Source organism: Agrococcus sp. Ld7 (assembly GCF_045064095.1).
Taxonomy (GTDB): Bacteria; Actinomycetota; Actinomycetes; order Actinomycetales; family Microbacteriaceae; genus Agrococcus.
In genome coordinates this window covers 250,835-270,131 of sequence record NZ_JBISGY010000027.1, presented here as the reverse complement: position 1 = coordinate 270,131, position 19,297 = coordinate 250,835, and the positions used below count along the sequence as shown (strand labels likewise).

24 protein-coding genes are annotated in these 19,297 nt (G+C 69.4%); 10 read left to right on the top strand and 14 right to left on the bottom strand.

Annotated elements, in window-relative coordinates; translation table 11 throughout:
• Positions 1-6: 6 nt before the first annotated feature.
• The 5 genes from ACJJVL_RS07470 to ACJJVL_RS07450 all read right to left on the bottom strand — a co-directional run bounded on the left by ACJJVL_RS07470 (position 7) and on the right by ACJJVL_RS07450 (position 3,276).
• Entirely contained in the window at positions 7-732 is a 726-nt protein-coding gene (locus ACJJVL_RS07470) for a competence/damage-inducible protein A (protein WP_405217848.1), read from the bottom strand.
• Positions 733-898: 166 nt separating this feature from the next.
• Positions 899-1,387, bottom strand: coding sequence for an SOUL family heme-binding protein (locus ACJJVL_RS07465; protein ID WP_405217846.1), 489 nt, complete (start codon positions 1,385-1,387; stop codon positions 899-901).
• Positions 1,388-1,446: 59 nt separating this feature from the next.
• Positions 1,447-2,100, bottom strand: a complete 654-nt coding sequence (locus ACJJVL_RS07460) for an SDR family NAD(P)-dependent oxidoreductase (protein ID WP_405217845.1) — start codon at positions 2,098-2,100, stop codon at positions 1,447-1,449.
• A 67-nt stretch (positions 2,101-2,167) separates the two neighbouring features.
• Entirely contained in the window at positions 2,168-3,034 is an 867-nt protein-coding gene (locus tag ACJJVL_RS07455) for an alpha/beta fold hydrolase (RefSeq protein WP_405217843.1), read from the bottom strand.
• A gap of 26 nt (positions 3,035-3,060) precedes the next feature.
• Positions 3,061-3,276 (bottom strand): DUF4177 domain-containing protein, encoded by a 216-nt coding sequence (locus ACJJVL_RS07450; RefSeq protein ID WP_405217841.1) that lies wholly within the window; start codon positions 3,274-3,276, stop codon positions 3,061-3,063.
• Between the two features lie 403 nt (positions 3,277-3,679).
• Between ACJJVL_RS07450 and ACJJVL_RS07445 the strand changes: the two genes are divergently transcribed.
• Positions 3,680-3,976 (top strand): hypothetical protein, encoded by a 297-nt coding sequence (locus ACJJVL_RS07445; protein ID WP_405217839.1) that lies wholly within the window; start codon positions 3,680-3,682, stop codon positions 3,974-3,976.
• 23 nt (positions 3,977-3,999) lie between these two features.
• Here the strand turns inward: ACJJVL_RS07445 and ychF are convergent, their stop codons facing one another.
• Entirely contained in the window at positions 4,000-5,073 is a 1,074-nt protein-coding gene (gene ychF, locus ACJJVL_RS07440) for a redox-regulated ATPase YchF (RefSeq protein ID WP_405217837.1), read from the bottom strand.
• A gap of 159 nt (positions 5,074-5,232) precedes the next feature.
• Here ychF and ACJJVL_RS07435 point away from each other — a divergent pair, with 159 nt between their 5' ends.
• The 7 genes from ACJJVL_RS07435 to ACJJVL_RS07405 all read left to right on the top strand — a co-directional run bounded on the left by ACJJVL_RS07435 (position 5,233) and on the right by ACJJVL_RS07405 (position 8,841).
• A complete protein-coding gene (locus ACJJVL_RS07435; RefSeq protein WP_405217836.1) occupies positions 5,233-5,520 on the top strand; it encodes a hypothetical protein in 288 nt (95 codons plus the stop codon).
• A 29-nt stretch (positions 5,521-5,549) separates the two neighbouring features.
• Entirely contained in the window at positions 5,550-5,798 is a 249-nt protein-coding gene (locus ACJJVL_RS07430) for an acylphosphatase (RefSeq protein WP_405217835.1), read from the top strand.
• A 37-nt stretch (positions 5,799-5,835) separates the two neighbouring features.
• The gene (locus ACJJVL_RS07425; protein ID WP_405217834.1) at positions 5,836-6,630 is read left to right on the top strand and encodes a YoaK family protein; all 795 of its coding nucleotides are present in this window, start codon (positions 5,836-5,838) and stop codon (positions 6,628-6,630) included.
• Positions 6,631-6,797: 167 nt separating this feature from the next.
• Complete coding sequence (locus tag ACJJVL_RS07420) at positions 6,798-7,862, top strand: Glu/Leu/Phe/Val dehydrogenase dimerization domain-containing protein (RefSeq protein WP_405217833.1); 1,065 nt, start codon at positions 6,798-6,800, stop codon at positions 7,860-7,862.
• 42 nt (positions 7,863-7,904) lie between these two features.
• The gene (locus ACJJVL_RS07415; protein WP_405217831.1) at positions 7,905-8,348 is read left to right on the top strand and encodes a hypothetical protein; all 444 of its coding nucleotides are present in this window, start codon (positions 7,905-7,907) and stop codon (positions 8,346-8,348) included.
• 99 nt (positions 8,349-8,447) lie between these two features.
• Complete coding sequence (locus tag ACJJVL_RS07410) at positions 8,448-8,645, top strand: hypothetical protein (protein WP_405217830.1); 198 nt, start codon at positions 8,448-8,450, stop codon at positions 8,643-8,645.
• On the top strand, positions 8,638-8,841 hold the full coding sequence (locus tag ACJJVL_RS07405) for a hypothetical protein (protein WP_405217828.1): 204 nt from the start codon (positions 8,638-8,640) through the stop codon (positions 8,839-8,841). The genes ACJJVL_RS07410 and ACJJVL_RS07405 overlap by 8 nt, the downstream gene beginning before the upstream one ends.
• Positions 8,842-8,943: 102 nt before the next feature.
• Here the strand turns inward: ACJJVL_RS07405 and ACJJVL_RS07400 are convergent, their stop codons facing one another.
• Genes ACJJVL_RS07400 through leuC form a run of 7 tightly spaced genes read right to left on the bottom strand, consistent with a single transcriptional unit; the run spans position 8,944 to position 15,835 of the window.
• A complete protein-coding gene (locus tag ACJJVL_RS07400; protein ID WP_405217933.1) occupies positions 8,944-9,432 on the bottom strand; it encodes a DUF488 family protein in 489 nt (162 codons plus the stop codon).
• A gap of 56 nt (positions 9,433-9,488) precedes the next feature.
• On the bottom strand, positions 9,489-10,601 hold the full coding sequence (locus ACJJVL_RS07395) for a D-alanine--D-alanine ligase family protein (RefSeq protein ID WP_405217827.1): 1,113 nt from the start codon (positions 10,599-10,601) through the stop codon (positions 9,489-9,491).
• Positions 10,602-10,603: 2 nt separating this feature from the next.
• A complete protein-coding gene (locus tag ACJJVL_RS07390; RefSeq protein WP_405217825.1) occupies positions 10,604-11,602 on the bottom strand; it encodes an NAD(P)H-dependent glycerol-3-phosphate dehydrogenase in 999 nt (332 codons plus the stop codon).
• Positions 11,595-12,398, bottom strand: coding sequence for a lysophospholipid acyltransferase family protein (locus ACJJVL_RS07385; RefSeq protein WP_405217823.1), 804 nt, complete (start codon positions 12,396-12,398; stop codon positions 11,595-11,597). Before ACJJVL_RS07385 ends, ACJJVL_RS07390 begins: the two co-directional genes overlap by 8 nt.
• Positions 12,398-13,714 (bottom strand): UDP-N-acetylglucosamine 1-carboxyvinyltransferase, encoded by a 1,317-nt coding sequence (murA, locus tag ACJJVL_RS07380; protein ID WP_405217931.1) that lies wholly within the window; start codon positions 13,712-13,714, stop codon positions 12,398-12,400. Before murA ends, ACJJVL_RS07385 begins: the two co-directional genes overlap by 1 nt.
• Before the next feature lie 41 nt (positions 13,715-13,755).
• Entirely contained in the window at positions 13,756-14,364 is a 609-nt protein-coding gene (gene leuD, locus ACJJVL_RS07375; RefSeq protein ID WP_405217822.1) for a 3-isopropylmalate dehydratase small subunit, read from the bottom strand.
• A gap of 1 nt (position 14,365) precedes the next feature.
• Positions 14,366-15,835: a 3-isopropylmalate dehydratase large subunit gene (leuC, locus tag ACJJVL_RS07370; protein WP_405217820.1), complete on the bottom strand. Its 1,470-nt coding sequence runs from the start codon at positions 15,833-15,835 to the stop codon at positions 14,366-14,368.
• Positions 15,836-16,012: 177 nt separating this feature from the next.
• Here leuC and ACJJVL_RS07365 point away from each other — a divergent pair, with 177 nt between their 5' ends.
• Together ACJJVL_RS07365 and ACJJVL_RS07360 are read left to right on the top strand one after the other, a co-directional pair.
• Positions 16,013-16,963: a magnesium and cobalt transport protein CorA gene (locus ACJJVL_RS07365; protein WP_405217818.1), complete on the top strand. Its 951-nt coding sequence runs from the start codon at positions 16,013-16,015 to the stop codon at positions 16,961-16,963.
• A gap of 40 nt (positions 16,964-17,003) precedes the next feature.
• The gene (locus tag ACJJVL_RS07360) at positions 17,004-18,005 is read left to right on the top strand and encodes a malate dehydrogenase (RefSeq protein ID WP_405217817.1); all 1,002 of its coding nucleotides are present in this window, start codon (positions 17,004-17,006) and stop codon (positions 18,003-18,005) included.
• A gap of 157 nt (positions 18,006-18,162) precedes the next feature.
• Here ACJJVL_RS07360 and ACJJVL_RS07355 read toward each other — a convergent pair whose 3' ends face one another.
• Entirely contained in the window at positions 18,163-19,011 is an 849-nt protein-coding gene (locus ACJJVL_RS07355; protein WP_405217815.1) for a hypothetical protein, read from the bottom strand.
• Between the last annotated feature and the right edge of the window lie 286 nt (positions 19,012-19,297).

Sequence of the window (19,297 nt, the reverse complement as noted above, 5' to 3'; positions counted from 1 at the left end):
AGACGTTCAGTCCAGGGAGCTGCGAATGCCACGGAGCCGCTCGAGCGCGTGGTCGATGCGGTCGGCGTCGGTGCCGCGGACGACGATATTGGTGCCGTACACGGGGCCCTCCTGGAACGGATAGGAGCCGATGCCGAGGTCGGGCATTGCCACGGCGAGCTCCCGCAACGGCGCCGCGATGCGACCCTCCCCCACCTCGAACCGCAGCTCGCGCGACAGCATCGGCGAACCGGCCTCCAGCGCGGGGAGCACTGCGTCGAGCATGGCGACGAAGATCGCGGGCACACCGGCCATGACGTGCACGTTGCCGATCGTGAATCCGGGGGCCGCGCTGACCGGGTTGTCGATGAGCACTGCGCCGTGCGGAATGCGAGCCATGCGCAGGTGCTCGTCGGTGAGCGTGCGCCCCCGCCCGATCGCGTCCTGCAGCAGCGTGCGGGCGTCATCACGCACCTCGATCCCGACGCTGAACGCGTCGGCCACCGCATCCGCCGTGATGTCATCGTGCGTCGGCCCGATGCCGCCGGAGGTGAAGACGTGATCGTGGCTGGCTCGGAGCACTCGCAGCGCGTCGACGATCACGGCATGGTCGTCGGGGACGACGCGGATCTCGCGCAGGTCGATGCCGACCTTCCCGAGCTCGCCCGCCAGGTGATAGGCATTCGCCTCCCGCGTGCGGCCAGAGAGGATCTCGTCGCCGATCACGAGCATGGCGGCTGTCGGATTCTTCATCGGTCCAGGATGTCGTGTCGTCCTGAACGATGTCCGCGAGACCCCGCGTTGCGCTGTAACGGCTGGGTTGGATGCGAACGCTGCCCGGACGGCTGCGGCGTCGGACGTGCGGAGCCGACGCAGCCTCACTGCCGCATCGATGCCCGTGCTGCCTTCCGTCGGCGCGTCACCCGAGCGCAACGAGCGCCTCGTTGCGCTTCAGGAACCCGGGCTTCCACGGCGGGTCGTAGCGAGCGAAGTAGACCCGGCCATCGACGGCCAGGCCGTCTCGAGCGAGAGCCGCTCGGAGCGCTTCCGCGTTCCGCTGATATCGCTTCACGCTCGAACCCCCACTGAACCTGCGCGCGGCAACCCGCCGCTCCGGCACTGCCACGGTGCGCACGGAGTCGTCAGCCGGGGCAGGCACGGTCGTAGCGCCCGCGGGCATGACGAAGCTCACCGTGTGCTGCTTCGGCGCGTTCGGAGCCTGGAGCACGGGCGCCGTCATCGAGATGTTCGACGCCGAGATGTAGCGAAACAAGGGACCGAAGCCCCGGTTGCCCGCCTTGAAGAACGGTCCGGGGGCCTCCACCTGCGCGAGCATGTGCGCCGGGTACCTTCGCAACTCGTAGCCGTCGCGCTTGGAGATCACTGTGTAGCGCTGCTGCTCCGTCATGTGCTCACCGTACGCCTGCCGGTGTTGCGAGGCGCATGGCTGCCGCATCCCTGCCGAACCTAGAAGGCTGTGCTGGGCAGATCCTTCTCGCCGTCGGCGATCGCGGTGACGATGCGCGCTGCGACCAGGTCTGGATCGAGTGCCGCTCCGAAGCGCGGCGCTGACCCCGCGATCGGGTGCTCGGACAGTGCGGTGCCAGTGTGACCCGGGCGGGCGTCGAGGATTCGGATGCCGGCACGACGATACTCGCGCGCCGCCGCGACGACGAAAGCCGCGAGCCCGGCTTTCGAAGCCGAATATGCTGCCAGCCCGGCGACGGGCGTCTCGGCGACAACGCCGCTCAGCGTCACCACGAAGGGCTCCCTGCCGTCACGCGAGGAGGCCGCAAGGTAGGGCTGACTCTGGACGATCAGCTCGACGGCACTGGTGGTGTTCACGGCGAAGAGCTCGTCGACCGTGGCAGGCTCGAGGTCCGATGCGTCGCCGAACGCGACGACTCCGGACGCGATCACCAGTCCGTCGAGACGTCCGTGCTCGGCGTTCGTGTCGTGCAGCACCTCGCGGACGACGGCGGGGTCGCGGAGATCGTGTCCCGCTGACTTCGATGACCGGGCGACGACGGCGCCTCTGCTTTCCAGCTCGGCGGCGATGCGCGAACCGAGTCCACCGCTGGCGCCGACCACGAGAACAACCGCACCCTGAAGAGTCGTCATGGTTGATCCTAGATCACGCGTTGCAGGCTGAGCGTTGAACCCAACACCGGCCGAGTTTCACTACGGATCAAGTTCCGCTCGCACGGACCGACGAGGAGGCGGTAGGACCGTGCGACAGCCAGTGGCGGAGTACGCCGATCCACTCGCCAAGAGCGTTGAGGTGGGCTTCATGACTTCCGCCGGCGAGGTCGGCTCTGTCAGTCTCAGGTCTCCGACGGATCAGCTCGTCCTTGGCCGCGGCCGAGAACATTCCGTCGGAGCCGAAGACCGCAAGCGTCGGAACCTTTAGGCATTCCCATTCCGCCCAACGCGGTTCGTGCACGGCGGCGATCACCCGCTCCATGATGTCGGCGTCGAAGCGAGGATGCAGACCATCTGCCGTGACCTCCAGGTCCGCGACCCAAGCATCCGCGATCGCGTCATCGCCGAGAAATGCGTCGGCGGCCGATTCATTCGCGAAGGGCGCCGGCCACGAGTCGAAGTAGCGCCCGAGGCTGGACGACTCCACCGCATCGTGACTCCCTGCAGGGTGGCCCTCCAACATCACCAGGCTTTCGACGAGATCGGGTCGCGCCACAGCCACGAGAAACGCGGTGTGAGCTCCCATCGACTGGCCGACCAGAGTCGCGCGCCGCCCCGGAACGAGCTCCTCCATCACTGCGACAACGTCACTGACAAAGGCACCTCGCGACAGATCGTCGGGCCTTCGTGTGCTCGAGCCATGCCCTCGCTGGTCCACGAGAAGCACCCGGTAGCCCTTCAGCGCCTGCGCGGTTGGCACCAACTCCCGCGAGCTCCCGGCCAGACCATGGAGCAGCACGACAACCGGGCCGTCGCTCTCCAACTGGCTGACCGCGATCGACACGCCGTTCGGACGATGGACCGCCTGGGATGTCATGCGACCCGCCGGGGCGCGATCGCTGCGACTTTCCATCGAGATTCCTCTCGGGTGGATCAGCGCTACAGCCGTTCGAAGATCAGCGTCGCTTGGATGCGGTCCCCGCCTCCGAGGCCCTTGCTGCCTGACGCCGACGTCGTGATCGTGTGCAACCGGTACCCAAGTGCTGCCTGTGCGTTGATGGCCTGTTCCAGTTCCGTCAGATTCCCGGACCCGGTGCCCAAGAACTTCTCCTTGAGCACGATCTGCAGAACGACATAGTTCTTCGCCTCCGCCATGGCATCCTCTTTCGTCGCGATTCTGGTGCGTTGCCGAAGTATTGCAGGAGATGCACCTCATCGAACGGATTTCTCGCCGACAAGGTCGTCGGAACGGCGCTCTTCGTTCGAGGCTTGCATTGGAACAAGACAGCGAGGAGCTCGTTGACAGCGACGTGGGAGTGGGCGCCGAGTACTCGCACTTACACGTTGAAGCGGAACTCCACCGGGTTGCGTCACGGATAGGCCTCTCCGTCGCGTATCGACAGCATGCAAGATGGGGAGCATGTGCGCCACCAATCTGTGGGCGATCAACGCCGCAGCCTTCACTTCGGAGTTCCAGCGATTCACTGAGGACAGGCTGGGCATGCCGCCAGTGCAGACCACCATGCGCATAGCCTCCGGTCGAGTCCGAGGCTCGTCCGTGGTGTTCACTCTGACCAGCCGGATGTGTGACTGCGACAGTCTCATCGGGCGTCGCAACGACGCGCCGGTCCACGGTGAGATCGAAGCCGACGCGTGGCTCGGGTGGTTGCGTGACATGCCGGACCACGTCGCGAACGTCTCGCGTGTCGCTGTGCTCCGAGCCTGGAGCCCCGGGGACGACGATGTGGTGCCCTCCCGAGCTCGAGGCATCGGCATCGGAGAACTCAGCGAGAGCGTGCTGCGCGACTTCCGCGACGACACTCTGCTGACGATCGACTACCCGCGGGTGGTCTGAACGCAAACTGCCCGGAGCTTCCGCTACACGTTGAAGCGGAACTCCACCACGTCACCATCGATCATCACGTAGTCCTTGCCCTCGATGCGCACCCGTCCGGCCGCCTTCGCCTCGCCCATCGAGCCATGCGCATCCAGATCCTCGAACGAGACGACCTCTGCCTTGATGAAGCCGCGCTCGAAGTCGGTGTGGATGACGCCCGCGGCCTGCGGGGCGGTCCAGCCCTTGCGGATGGTCCAGGCGCGCGACTCCTTCGGGCCGGCGGTCAGGTAGGTCTGCAGGCCGAGCGTCTCGAAACCGATCCGGGCGAGCTGGTCGAGGCCGGATTCGTCCTGGCCGAGCGACTGCAGCAGTTCCAGCGCCTCAGCAGGATCGAGGTCGACGAGCTCCGACTCCACCTGCGCGTCGAGGAAGACCGCCTTGGCCGGGGCGACGAGCGCGGCCAGTTCTGCCTTCTTGTCAGCATCCGAGAGCACCGCCTCATCGACGTTGAAGACGAACAGCACCGGCTTCGCGGTGAGCAGCCCGAGCTCGCGGATCGGCGTCGTGTCGAAGCCCGCTTGTGAGAGCGTGCGCCCGGAGTTCAAGATCTCGTTCGCCTCGACGGCCGCGGCGAGCACGCTGGCCTCGATCTTCTTGCCCTTCAGCTCCTTCTCGAGCCGCGGGATCGCCTTCTCGAGCGTCTGCATGTCGGCGAGCATCAGCTCGGTGTTGATCGTCTCCATGTCGGAGGCGGGATCCACAGCGCCGTCGACGTGCACGACATCGCTGTCGCCGAAGCCGCGCACGACCTGGGCGATCGCGTCGGCCTCGCGGATGTTCGCGAGGAACTTGTTGCCGAGCCCCTCGCCCTCGCTCGCGCCCTTCACGATGCCGGCGATATCGACGAATGACAGCGCCGCGGGCAGGATGCGCTGCGAGCCGAAGATCTCGGCGAGGCGCGTGAGCCGCTCATCCGGCAGCTCGACCACCCCGATGTTCGGCTCGATCGTGGCGAACGGATAGTTCGCCGCGAGCACGCTGTTCTTGGTGAGAGCGTTGAAGAGGGTCGACTTGCCCACGTTGGGGAGTCCGACGATGCCGATCGTGAGTGCCACGACAGACGAGCCTACCGGCGACGTCGTCGGCGGTCCGCCGCGAGGCGGTGCTCAGCGCCTCATAGCCAAGGCTTGTAGCCTGCAGTTCGCGCGCGTAGCGTCGCGAGTAGCTCCGCGAGCGGCATCCCTGCCCTCGCCCACGCAGAGAAGGCACCGATCATGGCCGCAACGCCGCACACCGACCCGGCATACGATCCGTCGAGCACCGGCGCGCCCGCCGACAGCGGATCCGCCAGCTCGTTCGCGAGCCGCGACAACGAGTTCGCCCCGAGCGAGGGTCACGACAGCGCGGCGCACGACCCGAAGACCGGCAAGCCGGTGCACGGCGACGGCACGCCGAACGTCGCCCTGCCCGCACGCTGGGAGCAGGGCGAGGCCAGCGGCGTCGACCCGGCAGCGAGAGAGGTCCAGGCGCGCGAGCCGGAGTCCGACGAGGTCACGCACTGAATCAGGCACCCCGCATCCGCCGCCGCTTCGTGATCCGCGGCAGCGTCCAGGGTGTCGGCTTCCGCATGGCTGCGGCCGCTGAGGCTCGGCGCCTCGGTGTGACGGGCCACGCCCGCAACCTTCTCGATCGCACGGTCGAGGTGGAAGCCGAAGGCGTCGCGGATGCGGTGGAGGCAATGGCTGGCTGGCTCGCGCACGGGCCTGGAACGGCACGTGTCGATGGCGTCGAGTCGACCGAGGTCGAAGCTCGCGGCGACAGCGGGTTCGATGTTGCCTGACCGCTCCTGCGGCGCCACCGGGAGCTAGCCTGGGGGCATGGATGCGTTGCGCGAGCCCGCGAAGGCTGGGCTCGGTGCACGAATGATCGCCCACCTGCGAGCCATCGCCGGCCCCGACCGCAACCCGACCACGAATCGCGATCTCGCGACGCTGCTCGCGTTCACCGCCGGGATCCTGAACTCCGTCGGCTTCATGGCGATCGCGATCTACACCTCGCACATGACCGGTCTCACGGCCATACTCGCCGACAGTCTGGCTGTGGGTGCATTCGACGTGGCGGTACTGAGCGCCGTCGGCATCGGTGCGTTCGTCGTCGGTGCCGCCGCATGCGCAATGCTGTTCAACTGGGCGCGCCGCCGCGGCTTGCGCAGCCGCTACGCGCTCGTGCTGCTGCTCGAAGCCGTGCTCGCCCTGCTGATCGGCCTGCTCGCGCAGGAGCTCACGACAGAGGGGCGAACCTGGGCGCTCATCGCGGTGCTCGGCTTCACGATGGGAATGCAGAACGCGATCATCACGAAGATCTCGAACGCGCAGATCCGCACGACGCACGTCACCGGCATGGTCACCGACATCGGCATCGAGCTCGGCAAGCTCGTCTACCCGCGGCGTGCGGACGACCCGGAGCCGGTGCGCGCCGACCTGGGCAAGCTGGGGCTGCACACGCTGCTCGTGGGCGCCTTCTTCGTGGGCGGTCTGACGGGCGCGCTCTCGTACATGGTGCTCGGCTTCGTCACGGTCGTGCCGACGGCGTGCATCCTGCTGCTGCTGGCGAGCATCCCGGTCGTCGAGGATCTTCGAGACCACTCGAGGGGCCGCCGCGCAGGAGCCTGAGCGCGCGCCCGGATGACGGTCGAACTGCGCACTGGCCGTACCGGTTTCGTCCCCCAACTGCGCTGCGAGCGCAAACGGCGCGTGCTGGCTTGCGCGCACCGCGCATCCGATCCAAGATCGAGGGAGCCGCGCGACCCGCGGCATCAGCACTCAACGAGGAGAGCACCATGAGCGCCATCCCCGAGTTCACGCACGAGCGCGTCCTGACATCCCAGGGCGCCAGAAGCGGACTCATCATCACCGTCGCCCTGCATTCCAGCGCGCTCGGCCCCGCCCTCGGCGGCTGCCGCATGTGGACGTACCCGACGTGGGTGGACGGGCAGGCGGATGCGCTGCGGCTCTCGGCGGCGATGACGCTCAAGAACGCGGCCGCAGGTCTCGACGCCGGCGGCGGCAAGTCGGTGATCGCGCTCCCCATCGGTGAGCCGCTCGACAGCGCGCGACGTCGGGCTGCGCTCCTGGACCTCGGCGACCTGATCGAGATGCTCGACGGCCGCTATCGCACCGCGGAGGATGTCGGCACGACCGAGGACGACATGGTCGTCGTGCGGGAGCGCACCGCGCACGTCGTCGGCCTGCCCGCGGAGAAGGGCGGAGCGGGCGAGCCCGCAGGCGCGACGGCGCTCGGCGTCTACTCGTCGATCGCACCGACGCTCGAGGCGGCGTTCGGTTCGGAGAGCATCGAGGGTCGATCCTTCGTGATCTCGGGCCTGGGCCAGGTGGGTGGCCGACTCGCGCGCATGCTCGCGTGCGAGGGCGCGCGCCTCACCGTCACCGACATCGATGACCGCAAGCAGCAGCTCGCGAGCGAGCTCGACGCTCGGTGGATCTCCCCCGACCGAGCGCTCATCACCGAGGCCGACGTCTTCGTTCCCGCGGGCCTCGGCGGCATCCTCACCGATGAGGCGATCGACGCCCTGCCCGTGCGGGCCGTGGTCGGTCCCGCGAACAACCCGCTCGCCGATCACTCGGGCGCCGCACGCCTGCAGCAGCGCGGCATCGTCTACGCGCCAGACTTCGTCGTGAACGCCGGTGGCGTCATCCACCTCGAGGGTATGGCGAACGGCATGGAGTGGCCCGCGATCGCCGAGCGCCTCACGGGCATCGGCGACACGCTCCGCAGCGTGCTCGCGAGCGCGCGCGAGCGGGGCACCACGACGCTCGAGGCCGCCGAGGCACTCGCCTACGCGCGCATCGACGCGGCGCGCGCGCAGCAGTCCGTCGGCGTCTGAGGCATCCGTCGTCGCATCTCGTGCACCTGCAAGACTCGTCGCGTGAGCGACGCGATGCTGCAGGGCACCTGGCACGTGGTGGCGTCGAGCCTCGGCATGTGGCAGCGGCGCAGCGAGCCGAGCATCACCTATGCGCCGCTGCCTGACGGACGCATCAGCGACACGGTCCTCTCGCGCGGCAGGCGCGGCTGGAGCACCATCGTCGGCATCGACGAGCGACACAGCGACGGCTCGTACGTCTGGCGCGGGCTGCAGCCGCTGACGTTGCTCGTGCGGAGTCGCTGGCGGGTGCTGCTGCACGAGGAACCATTCGCTGCCATCCACTTCGAACGCACGCCGTTCACCGAGGCGGGCATCGATGTGCTCGCGCGGGATGCCGCCGCGGAAGCGGATGCGGTGGCTGCGATCGCGGCGAGGCTTCGTTCGGAGCCGGATGCGGCGGCGTGGGTCGAGCACCTTCGCCCGACGCGTCGCTCGCCTCGCTGATCGGAGCGCGCGCGATCGGCCGCACGTGCACCGCGTCTCCAGGGAACGGGCGTAGCGTCGCGCTGAGCGGCCACCACGCCGCGCTGAGGAGGCAGGACCATGAGCGATGACCAGCAAGGACACGGGGACGCGAGCCGCGACGAAGCCGAGGGCGGCTACGGCGGCGATGCAGAGGCCGAGGCGCTCACCGGTGAGCCGACGTCCGACGAGGCGACGGTGCCGGCGAACGAGGAGCACGCGGAGCCCGCGAAGGACCCGAACGCGGATTCCGAGGTCGAGGGGCAGAATCATGGCTGACCAGCAGCACGAGAACGAGCCGCAGTCGACGAATCGGCACCACAGCGACGCGCAGGACGAAAGCGTCGTGACCGGCGGTGCGCACGGCGGTGACCACGTGCAGCAGCCGACCGTCGGCGAGGACGCGAACGAGAACCCTGCCGAGGGCTTCGACCCGGCCGAGGCCGACGGTGAGGAGCGCGACTCGGCGCACTGAGCCAGAGCGCGCCTGAACCCCTCGCTCCCGTGTTGGCTTGTTGTCGTGCTGCGGCGCGATTCGTGCAACAACCTGACACGCGGCGGCCGGGCGGCGACTGCGCTAGCTGGAGGGCGGCGCTGCCGGCCAGTGCACCGTGCCGTCGACCGCGGTCGCCGTCTCGCTCAGCGGGTGCGGGCGCAGGCTCCCGTCGTGCATGAGGTGCTGCACCTCGACGCCGTGCGCGACCGTCGCGACGTCGGCGACGACCCGCCGGTGGCAGCGCCACCACACGGCCTCCGAGCACATGATCGCCGTGCGTCGCTCCGACGCATCCGCCAGCACCGAGGCGAGGCCGTCGGCGAACTCGGGCGCGCGCGTCCACGCCGCGTAGGCGCGGAACGCCGCGACTCGCCACCAGTCGTCGGGCGACGCGCCATCCTCGTCCTTCGTGAGGCGTCGTCGGCCGCCCAGCCGCTCCTCCCACCGCCAGTCGATCCCGCCCTCTGCGAGCTCGCCCTCGATGGCGTCGCGCGATGCCGCGGGGTTGCTCCGACTGCCCGGGAAGCGGCGGATGTCGACCACGAGCTCCACGCCGGCGCCCGACAGCAGCGCACGCAGCCCATCGCCGTCGAGACGACCGTGACCGAAGGTGATGAGCTCGATGGCTACCGCTCCACCTGCAGGCCGAGCTCGATCAGCTCGGTGATGAGCTCGCCGTAGCTGATGCCGGACGCCTGCCAGACGACCGGGAACATCGAGATCGACGTGAAGCCGGGCATCGTGTTGACCTCGTTGAGGACGATGCCGTGCTCGGGCGAGACGAAGAAGTCGACGCGCGCGAGGCCGGAGCCGTCGATCGCCTCGAAGGCGTGGATCGCGGCCTGCTGCAGCGCCTGGATGGTCACGTCGTCGAGGTCGGCGGGGCACTCGGTGCGGGCGGTCGCCAGCCCGCGGTACTTCGCGTCGAAGTCGTAGAACGTGCCCTCGTCGAGCACGATCTCACCCGGCAGCGAGGCGCGGGCGCGCATGCCGTCACGACCACCCAGCACCCCCACCTCGATCTCCCGCCCGTGCACTGCCGCCTCGACCAGGGCGCGGGTGTCCTCGGCGAGCGCAACATCCATCGCTCGATCGAAGGCGAGCAGCGAGTCGACGCGGCTCACGCCGACCGAAGAGCCGGCGCGCGCCGGCTTGACAAACACGGGCATGGGGAAGTCGCCCAGGCGGGCACGCACCGCGTCCCTGTCGTCGGCCCAGTCCCGCCGCGAGACGGTGATCCACGGCGCGACCCGAATGCCGGAGTGCTCGATGACGGTCTTGGCGAAGTGCTTGTCCATCGCCACCGCACTTGCGAGCACACCGTTGCCGACGTAGGGCACGTCGACGAGGTCGAGCATGCCCTGCACGGTGCCGTCCTCGCCGAAGCGGCCGTGAAGGATCGGGAACATCAGATCGACGTCACCGAGCGACGTGACGACGCCAGCGGCATCCGTCACCGTGATCTCGCGCGAGGAGGCCGAATCCGGCAGGCGCACAGCAGCTCCCTCGGTGACCTCGGGGACGCTCTCGAGCGCGAGCGGCACGGGATCGTCGGCCTGCAGCACCAGTCGGCCGTCGCGCGTGATGCCGATCGGCACCACCTCGTAGCGGTCGCGGTCGATGTGCTCGAGCACGCTGCCGGCTGTGGCGCACGAGATCGTGTGCTCGCTGGATCGGCCGCCGAACAGCAGTGCGACGCGGGTCTTGCGGGTGGGCTCTGCGGGCTCTTGCTCAGGCACGCTCACTCCTCGATCGGCTCGTCATCAGTGGTCAGGTGCGGCGCGATGTCGCGCGGGTTCATCTCGCCGTCGAGCACGAGCTTCACCTGCTCGAGGATCGGCATCCGCACCCTCTTGGCGGCCGCGAGCTGCGAGACGGGGTCGACGGAGGCGAGGCCCTCGGCGATCTGCTCCATGCGATCGATCACGTCGGTGCGCGAGTAGCCCATGCCGAGCAGCCGGCCCGCCGTGAAGTTGCGCGACAGCGGTGATGCGCACGTCGCGATGAGGTCGCCGAGCCCGGCGAGGCCGCGCAGCGTGCCGCGCTTGGCGCCGTGGGCGACCGCGAAGTCGGTGACCTCCGCCAGCCCGCGCGTGATGATCGACGCCTTCGTGTTCTCGCCGTAGCCGACGCCGTCGACGATGCCGATCGCGAGCGCGACCAGGTTCTTCAGCACCCCGCCGAACTCGGTGCCGATGACGTCGGTGTTGATGAACGAGTGGAAGTAGTCGTTGCGGGCGCGCTTCGCCACGGCCTTGGCGGTGTCGGCGCTCGATGAGGAGACGACGGCGGCGGTCGGATGCTCCTGGGCGATCTCGAGCGCGAGGTTCGGCCCCGAGACCACGGCGATGCGGTGCCGATCGACGCGCAGCTCCTCGGCGATGACCTCGCTCATGCGCATGCGTGTGCCGGCCTCGACGCCCTTCATGAGGCTGACGATCGGCGCGTCGGGCTCGATCGCTCCTCCGTGCTCGCGCAGCAGCTTGCGCAGCTGCTGGCTCGGCACGGCCAGGTAGACCTGCGACGCGCCCGCGAGCGCCTCGCGGATGTCGCTGGTGGCATGCAGGCTCGCCGGCAGCGTGATGCCGGGCAGGTAGCGCGTGTTGCGGCGCGCCTCGTCGATCTCGCGCGCGGCTTCGGGTCTGCGTGCCCAGAGGGTGGTCGCCGCACCGCCATCGGCGAGCGTCTTCGCGAACGTCGTGCCCCAGCTGCCCGCACCGAGGACGACCGCGTCAGCCATCCTGCGGTTCCTGTGCGTCACCGGGGTTCGACGTGGGCGGTCCGTCGGAGAAGCGCCCGGTTGCGGCCTGCCCATGCGCGCTCGGGTTGTGCCGCTGGGCCGGCGGCGTCTCGCCGCGCAGCTCGCCCATCAGAGCGGCGATGGCGTCCATCAGCCGCTCGGTCGCGAGCGTCATCGAGCGCTGGTCGGTCTTGCCCGCGAACTCCGAGAGATCGAGCGGTGGGCCGAACAGCACCTGGATGTGCTTGCGCGGCACGGGTCGGATGCCCTTGCCGTAGCGAGGCATCAGATGCTGCGTGCCCCAGTGCGCGGCCGGGATGAGCGGCACGCCCGCCTCGAGAGCCATGCGCACGGCGCCGGTCTTTCCCCGCATAGGCCACAGATCCGGGTCGCGCGTCAGCGACCCCTCGGGGTAGATGACGACCCCGAGCTCCTCGCGCACGAGCGTGCGCGCAGCCTCCATCGGCTCGGCGCCACCGCCTCCGCGACCCGTGCGCTCCACCGGTATCTGGCCCGCAGCGGCGAGGATGCGTCCGACCACCGGGATGCGGAACAGGCTGGACTTGGCCATGAAGCGCGGCACCCGGCCCGCCTTCCAGATGGCGACCGCCATCACCACCGGGTCGATCTCGCTGTAGTGGTTCGGCGAGAGCACGAAGGCGCCCTTGGCGGGCACGTGCTCGTGGCCGCGGATGTGCAGCTTCGCCATCGCCGCCATCGCGGGCAGGACGGCGGCGGCGAGGCCGACGTAGATGGGCTTGCGCTCCGGCTTGGGCGGGTGGCCCGGCAGCGTCATCAGGCCACCACGTCGAAGTCTGCGCCCAGCGTCTCCAGCTTCTCGATGAAGCGCTCGTAGCCGCGAGCGATGATGCCGACGTTGGAGATGCGGCTGGTGCCCTCTGCGGTCAGCGCCGCCACGAGGTGGCTGAAGCCGCCGCGCAGGTCGGGCACCGTGATGTCTGCACCGTGCAGCTGCACGGGGCCGGCGATCACCGCCGAGTGCTCGTAGTTGCGCTGGCCGAAGCGGCAGGCGTGGCTGCCGAGGCAGTCGGTGTGGATCTGGATGCGTGCGCCCATCTCGACGAGCGCCTCGGTGAAGCCGAACCGCTGCTCGTAGACGGTCTCGTGCACGATCGAGATGCCGTTCGCCTTCGCGAGCGCCACCACCAGCGGCTGCTGCCAGTCGGTCATGAAGCCGGGGTGCACATCCGTCTCGACCACGACGGGCTTCAGGTCGCCACCGGGGTGCCAGAAGCGGATGCCGTCGTCCTCGATCTCGAAGGCGCCGCCCGCCTTGCGGTAGACGTTGAGGAAGGTCGTCATCTCGGGCTGGCGCGCACCCTCGAGGAACACGTCGCCACCGGTTGCGAGCGCGGCGCACGCCCAGGAGGCGGCCTCGTTGCGGTCGAACAGCGCCGTGTGGCTGTAGCCGACGAGCTTCTCGACGCCCTCGATGCGGATCGTGCGGTCGGTGTCGACCTGGATCTCGGCGCCCATCTTCTGCAGGATCGCGATGAGATCCATGATCTCGGGCTCGACGGCGGCACCGGTGAGCTCGGTGCGGCCCTTCGCGCGCACGGCCCCGAGCAGCACCTGCTCGGTCGCGCCGACCGAGGGGTATGGCAGGTCGATCTTCGCGCCGTGCAGGCCGTTCGGCGCCGACATGCGGATGCCGCTGGGCAGCTTCTCCACCACGGCGCCGAAGTTGCGCAGCACATCGAGGTGGAAGTCGATCGGGCGGTCGCCGATGTGGCAGCCACCGAGATCCGGGATGAAGGCCTCGCCGAGCTGGTGCAGCAGCGGCCCGCAGAACAGGATCGGGATGCGGCTGGAGCCCGCGTGCGCGTTGATCGAGGTCTCGTGCGCCGTGCGCACGTTGGCCGGGTCGAATCGCAGGGTGTCGCCGTCCTGCTCGACGGTGACGCCGTGCAGCTCGAGCAGACCGCGCACGACGCGCACGTCGCTGATCTGGGGCACGCTGCGCAGCTCTGACGGGCTGTCGGCGAGCAGCGCGGCGACCATCGCCTTCGTGACGAGGTTCTTCGCGCCCTTCATCTGGATGCGGCCGCGCAGCGGCTTGCCGCCGCGCACGGCGATGGTGTCGACGCTCATACCGACGGCTGCACCGGCGTTCTTGCTGAACTCGGTCAAGTTCACGGGGTTCCTTCCCTGACGGGCTGCGTCTTCGGCATCCACGTCGGACGGCGCTGCTCGAACGCCGTGATGGCGCCCTCGTCGCGCAGGGTCAGCGCGATGTCGTCCAGGCCTTCGAGCAGGCGCCAGCGAGTGTAGTCGTCAATCTCGAACGAATGCGTGACGCCAGCGGCGGTCGCAGTGCGCGCCTCGAGGTCGATGGTGATCTGGGCGCCCGTGGTCTCGCGGGCCGCGGCCCAGAGCGCCTCCATCGTCTCCTCCGAGATCTGACCGACGAGCAGACCCTGCTTGCCGGCATTGCCGCGGAAGATCTCGCCGAAGCGCGGGCCGAGCACGGCGCTGAACCCGAAGTCGCGCAGCGCCCACACGGCGTGCTCGCGGCTCGAGCCGGTGCCGAAGTCGTGCCCGACGACCAGGATGCCGCCGTCGCGGTAGGGCTCCTGGTTGAGCACGAAGTCGGGGTCCTGCCGCCAGGAGTGGAACAGGGCGTCGTCGTAGCCCGTCTTCGTGACGCGCTTGAGGAACACCGCCGGGATGATCTGGTCGGTGTCGACGTTCGACCGCTCGAGCGGCACGATGGTTCCGGTCAGGGTGCTGATCTTCTCCATGTCAGGCCTCCTCGCCCGTCGTCGCCGACGCATCCGTCTGCAGCTGCTGACCGTGCTTCGGGTCGCTGTGCTGCAGATCCCAGGGGCTCGAGAGCGTCCCGCGGATCGCGGTCGCCGCCGCGACCAGCGGCGACACCAGGTGCGTGCGGCCGCCCTTGCCCTGCCGGCCCTCGAAGTTGCGGTTCGAGGTGGAGGCGCAGCGCTCACCGGGTGCGAGCTGATCGGGGTTCATGCCCAGGCACATCGAGCAGCCAGCGAAGCGCCACTCGGCGCCGAAGTCCTTGAACACCTTGTCGAGGCCGAGCGCTTCTGCCTCGAGTCGCACCCTGGCAGAGCCCGGCACGACCATGACGCGCACCCCATCCGCCTTCTGCCGTCCGCGGATGATGTCGGCGGCGGCCGTGAGGTCCTCGACGCGCGAGTTGGTGCAGGAGCCGATGAACACCGTGTCGACGGGGATGTCCTTGAGCTTCGTGCCAGGGCTCAGTGCCATGTACTCGAGCGCGCGCTCGGCGGCGGCACGATCGGTCGGGTCCTGGAACGACTCGGGCGACGGCACCTCGCCGGAGAGCGAGACGCCCTGGCCGGGGTTCGTGCCCCAGGTCACGAAGGGCTCGAGCTCGGTGGCGTCGATGAGGATCTCGTTGTCGAAGACGGCGTCGTCGTCGGTCGGGAGCGTCTTCCAGTACTCGATCGCGGCATCCCAGTCGGCGCCCCGCGGGGCGTGCGGCTTGTCCTTCACATAGGCGAACGTGGTCTCGTCGGGCGCCACCATGCCGGCCCTGGCGCCCGCCTCGATCGACATGTTGCAGATCGTCATGCGGCCCTCGATCGAGAGCGCGCGGATGGCGCTGCCCCGGTACTCGAAGACGTAACCGGCGCCGCCACCGGTGCCGATCTTGGCGATCACGGCGAGGATGATGTCCTTCGCGGTCACGCCCGGGCGCAGCTCGCCCTCGACGTTGATCGCCATGGTCCTGAAGGGCTTGAGCGGCAGCGTCTGCGTCGCCATCACGTGCTCGACCTCGCTCGTGCCGATGCCGAACGCCATCGCGCCGAAGGCGCCGTGGGTGGAGGTGTGCGAGTCGCCGCACACGACCGTGATGCCCGGCAGCGTGAGGCCGAGCTGCGGCCCGACCAGGTGCACGATGCCCTGCTCCTTGTCGCCCAGCGAGTGGATGCGCACGCCGAACTCCTCGGCGTTCTCGCGCAGGGTCTCGATCTGCTTGCGGCTGGTCGGATCCTGGATCGGCTTGTCGATCTCCAGCGTCGGCGTGTTGTGATCCTCCGTGGCGACCGTGAGGTCGGTGCGGCGCATCGGCCTGCCGGCCTGGCGCAGGCCGTCGAATGCCTGCGGACTCGTCACCTCGTGGATGAGGTGCAGGTCGATGTAGATGAGGTCTGGCGCGCCATCCTCGCCCTTCACGACCACGTGGTCGTCCCACACCTTCTCTGCGAGCGTCCTGCCCATATCGATCTCCCCATCACAGACGGGCACCGTCTTGCCCGCCTGACAAGTCTACGCGGGGCGCGCTGGCGCGATCGAGGCAGCGGCAGGCATAGAGTGCGATCGTGACTCGCAGAGGCTGCACCGATGCCCATCGCTGACGCGTCAGTCTGGACTGACGGGGCACGCGTGCCTGGCACTGTGGCATTCGATCGAGTCCTGGAGACGGCTGCCGAGCACGACGGGTTCGCATGGGTCGCGATGGAGGAGCCCACCGCAGCAGAGCTGCGCGACGTGGCCGACGAGCTCGACCTGCACCACCTGCTCGTCGAGGACGTCTCCTCGCGCGGGCAGCGACCGAAGCTCGAGACCTATGGCGACACGGAGTACTGCGTGTTCCATCGCGTGGAGCTCGATGGTGACGACCTCGTCAGCCATGAGGTGCACGCGATCATCACCGCTCGCAGCATCGTCACCGTCTCGTGGGGGCGAACTGACCCATTGGCGCGCGTGCGCGACCGCCTCGAGCGCGGCATCGAGACCCTCTCGCTGTCGCCGCAGGTGGTGCTGTACGCGCTGCTGGACGATGCGGCTGACGCGCACGAGCGCCTTGCGTTCGACATCCACTCCCAGGTCGAAGCGGTCGAGGATGTCTTCTTCGGCGAGGAGCACCCGCCGACAGTCGACATCTATCGCACGATGCGCCGAGTGCTCACCGCTCAGCGCATCGCCGAGCCGATGAGCGACGTCGTCGCTCGCGTCGCGGCCGGCACGGACGAGCGGGATGTGGAGCTGCGCACGCACCTGCGCGACGTCGACGACCACGCACGCCGCACATCCGCTCGACTGGCGGGCGATCGCGACCTGCTCGCGAGCATGCTCCAGCTCGCCACCGCCCGGGTTGCGGAGCGGCAGAACGAGGAACTGCGCACCATGACCGAGCAGCAGCTCGTGCAGAACGATCAGACCAAGAAGGTCACCTCCTGGGCCGCGATCCTGTTCGCGCCCACCCTCATCGCCGGCATCTACGGCATGAACTTCCGCCACATGCCAGAGCTGCACTGGGCGTTCGGCTACCCGTTCGCCATCGTGCTCATGCTCGTGTTCGCGGGTGTGCTCTACCTGGTCTTCAAACGGCGGCAATGGCTCTGAGCCGCTGGCGGGAGTCGCCCGACGCGGGCACCATGGGGATATGACCGCACCCGCCGCCCCATCCCCCGTCACGATCACCGTCACCGGTGGTGCCGGCCAGATCGGCTATCAACTGCTCTTCCGCATCGCGGCGGGCGACATGCTCGGCTCCGAGCAGCCTGTGCGGCTGCGGATCCTCGAGATCGAGCCGGCGCTGCCCGCCCTCGAGGGCGTCGTGATGGAGCTGCACGACGGCGCCTTCCCGCTGCTGGCATCGGTCGAGGCGACCGCGGACGCCGCGGTCGCCTTCGAGGGCACGGATCACGCGCTGCTCGTGGGCGCAAGGCCGCGCGGCAAGGGCATGGAGCGCGGCGACCTGCTGGCGGCCAACGGCGCGATCTTCGCCGGTCAGGGCCGCGCGATCCAGGAGCATGCCGCCGCGGGCGTGCGCATCACCGTGACCGGCAACCCCGCGAACACCAACGCACTGATCGCCGCGGCAGCGGCGCCCGAGATCCCGCGGGAGCGCTTCTCGGCACTCACTCGCCTCGATCACAATCGCGCGATCGCGCAGCTGGCTGCCAAGACCGGAGCTGCGGTGGCCGACATCCATCGCATGATCGTCTGGGGCAACCACTCGGCCACGCAGGTGCCGGATCTCACACACGCGGTCGTCGCAGGCGAGCCGGCGGTCGACCTGGTCGAACGCGAATGGGTGAAGGAGCAGTTCGTTCCTACTGTCGCGAACCGCGGCGCGGCGATCATCGAGGCGCGCGGTGCCTCGTCGGCGGCCTCCGCCGCGTCGGCCACGATCGACCACGTGCGCGCCTGGGTGCACGGCACGCCCGCCCACGACTGGACCTCGATGTCGGTCATCTCTCGCGGGGAGTACGGGGTGCCGGAGGGCCTGGTCTCCTCGTTCCCGGTCACGATCGCCGATGGCGAGTGGTCGATCGTCGAGGGGCTGGCGATGGATGCCGACGTGCGCGAGCAGCTCGACCGCTCGGTCGACGAGCTGGCGTCGGAGCGCGACGCCGTGCGCGACCTCGGCTACCTCGGTTGAGCCCGCGGCCGCCTGCCGGCCCCTGACCGCCCCAGCCTGCTCCGCCCGGCACGCCCTGCCCCGCCCCATCCCGCCGCCCCGTCCCGGGCAGCGGATGAAATCGCATTCTGTGGCGGGGAGAGGACCGAACGTCCTCTTTCGGCGACATCTCCTCCATTCAGGACGCAGCCGGGCGCCGGACTGGCCGGCCCTGCGCAATCAGCGCCGCGATGGTCGCGATGGTGCGCTCGCGATCGTGCACGACATCCGCGTAGCCGAAGCGCAACCAGCGGTCACCCCGGTCGGTGATCGCCCGGTTGCGCCGCCGGTCCTTCGCCGCCTGCTGCTCGTTGTCGTGCCACTCGGATCCGTCCGCCTCGACGTAGAGCCAGCCGTCCAGGAGCAGGTCGCTGAAGCCGTCGCCCGGCGCGGGAACCTGCGACTCCACCCTCCAGCCGCGATCGCGGCAGGGCACCCGCACGAGTGACTCGAGCCCCGACTCGGCACGGGAATCCAGCAGTCGCCGCCACGCACTGCAGCGCTGCGGCAGCCTGCGGAAGAGCTGGTCGATGTCCGGCTCGGCGACGAGCCCCTGATGCCACGCGCTGTCGATGGACGCGATCGCATCGTCGCGGGGCACGCGCTTGGCGTGCTGCGCCAACGCGTCGAGCACGGTGACGCGCCACGGCTGCGCATCCACGTCGTGCGGCTCCCAGATGCGTTCGGCGGTGGTGATGGCCTTGACTCCCCTGCGCGGCGAGGTGGCGACCTGCAGAACAGGCACGTGCGTCACCCAGACCCCGTAGCTGCACAGCGCCGTCGCGCCGCCGAGCACGCCTCGCGCTCTGAGCGCAGCCGCGATCGTCGGGTCGGTTCCGGGCAGCACCACCCAGGAGCGGCCGACATCCTGCAGCTCGCCCGATTCGACGGCAGCGCGGATCCTGCGATTGGGATGCCCCAGGCCCCGCAGGGTGCTGCGGGTCACGGCACCGCCGGCCGCAAGCATGTCGGATCTCAGGTCGCGCATCCGTGCAGGATGCACCGCGGCGCTCGCGGCCGCGCCTGTCGTTGCGGCTCCGGTGGACAACGCGGCGCACCCGGGCGTCAGCAGCGCGGCCCGCGCATCGCGACGCGCGCCAATGCCCGTCGCGAAAGGAGGACAAATCGCAGGGAGAGGACGATTGATCCTCCACTGAGGACAGATCGCGGATCCATCCTCAGGCTGGGACCACGAGGCGGGCGGCGCTTGCGCGGCGAGCGCGCCTCGGTCGCGCGGCGCCGGCCGCGGGCGGCGCTTGCACCGTCAGTGCCAG

Excerpts from the sequence above, each read along its gene's own strand:
- ACJJVL_RS07355 (WP_405217815.1), bottom strand. The coding sequence starts at position 19,011 with ATGCGCGACCTGAGATCCGACATGCTTGCGGCCGGCGGTGCCGTGACC.
- ACJJVL_RS07465 (WP_405217846.1), bottom strand. The coding sequence starts at position 1,387 with ATGACGGAGCAGCAGCGCTACACAGTGATCTCCAAGCGCGACGGCTAC.
- ACJJVL_RS07405 (WP_405217828.1), top strand. The coding sequence starts at position 8,638 with ATGGCTGACCAGCAGCACGAGAACGAGCCGCAGTCGACGAATCGGCAC.
- ACJJVL_RS07460 (WP_405217845.1), bottom strand. The coding sequence starts at position 2,100 with ATGACGACTCTTCAGGGTGCGGTTGTTCTCGTGGTCGGCGCCAGCGGT.
- ACJJVL_RS07450 (WP_405217841.1), bottom strand. The coding sequence starts at position 3,276 with ATGGCGGAGGCGAAGAACTATGTCGTTCTGCAGATCGTGCTCAAGGAG.
- ACJJVL_RS07420 (WP_405217833.1), top strand. The coding sequence starts at position 6,798 with ATGAGCGCCATCCCCGAGTTCACGCACGAGCGCGTCCTGACATCCCAG.
- ACJJVL_RS07470 (WP_405217848.1), bottom strand. The coding sequence starts at position 732 with ATGAAGAATCCGACAGCCGCCATGCTCGTGATCGGCGACGAGATCCTC.
- leuC (WP_405217820.1), bottom strand. The coding sequence starts at position 15,835 with ATGGGCAGGACGCTCGCAGAGAAGGTGTGGGACGACCACGTGGTCGTG.
- ACJJVL_RS07435 (WP_405217836.1), top strand. The coding sequence starts at position 5,233 with ATGGCCGCAACGCCGCACACCGACCCGGCATACGATCCGTCGAGCACC.
- ACJJVL_RS07390 (WP_405217825.1), bottom strand. The coding sequence starts at position 11,602 with ATGGCTGACGCGGTCGTCCTCGGTGCGGGCAGCTGGGGCACGACGTTC.
- murA (WP_405217931.1), bottom strand. The coding sequence starts at position 13,714 with ATGAGCGTCGACACCATCGCCGTGCGCGGCGGCAAGCCGCTGCGCGGC.
- ACJJVL_RS07385 (WP_405217823.1), bottom strand. The coding sequence starts at position 12,398 with ATGACGCTGCCGGGCCACCCGCCCAAGCCGGAGCGCAAGCCCATCTAC.
- leuD (WP_405217822.1), bottom strand. The coding sequence starts at position 14,364 with ATGGAGAAGATCAGCACCCTGACCGGAACCATCGTGCCGCTCGAGCGG.
- ACJJVL_RS07360 (WP_405217817.1), top strand. The coding sequence starts at position 17,004 with ATGACCGCACCCGCCGCCCCATCCCCCGTCACGATCACCGTCACCGGT.
- ACJJVL_RS07410 (WP_405217830.1), top strand. The coding sequence starts at position 8,448 with ATGAGCGATGACCAGCAAGGACACGGGGACGCGAGCCGCGACGAAGCC.
- ACJJVL_RS07455 (WP_405217843.1), bottom strand. The coding sequence starts at position 3,034 with ATGGAAAGTCGCAGCGATCGCGCCCCGGCGGGTCGCATGACATCCCAG.
- ACJJVL_RS07425 (WP_405217834.1), top strand. The coding sequence starts at position 5,836 with ATGGATGCGTTGCGCGAGCCCGCGAAGGCTGGGCTCGGTGCACGAATG.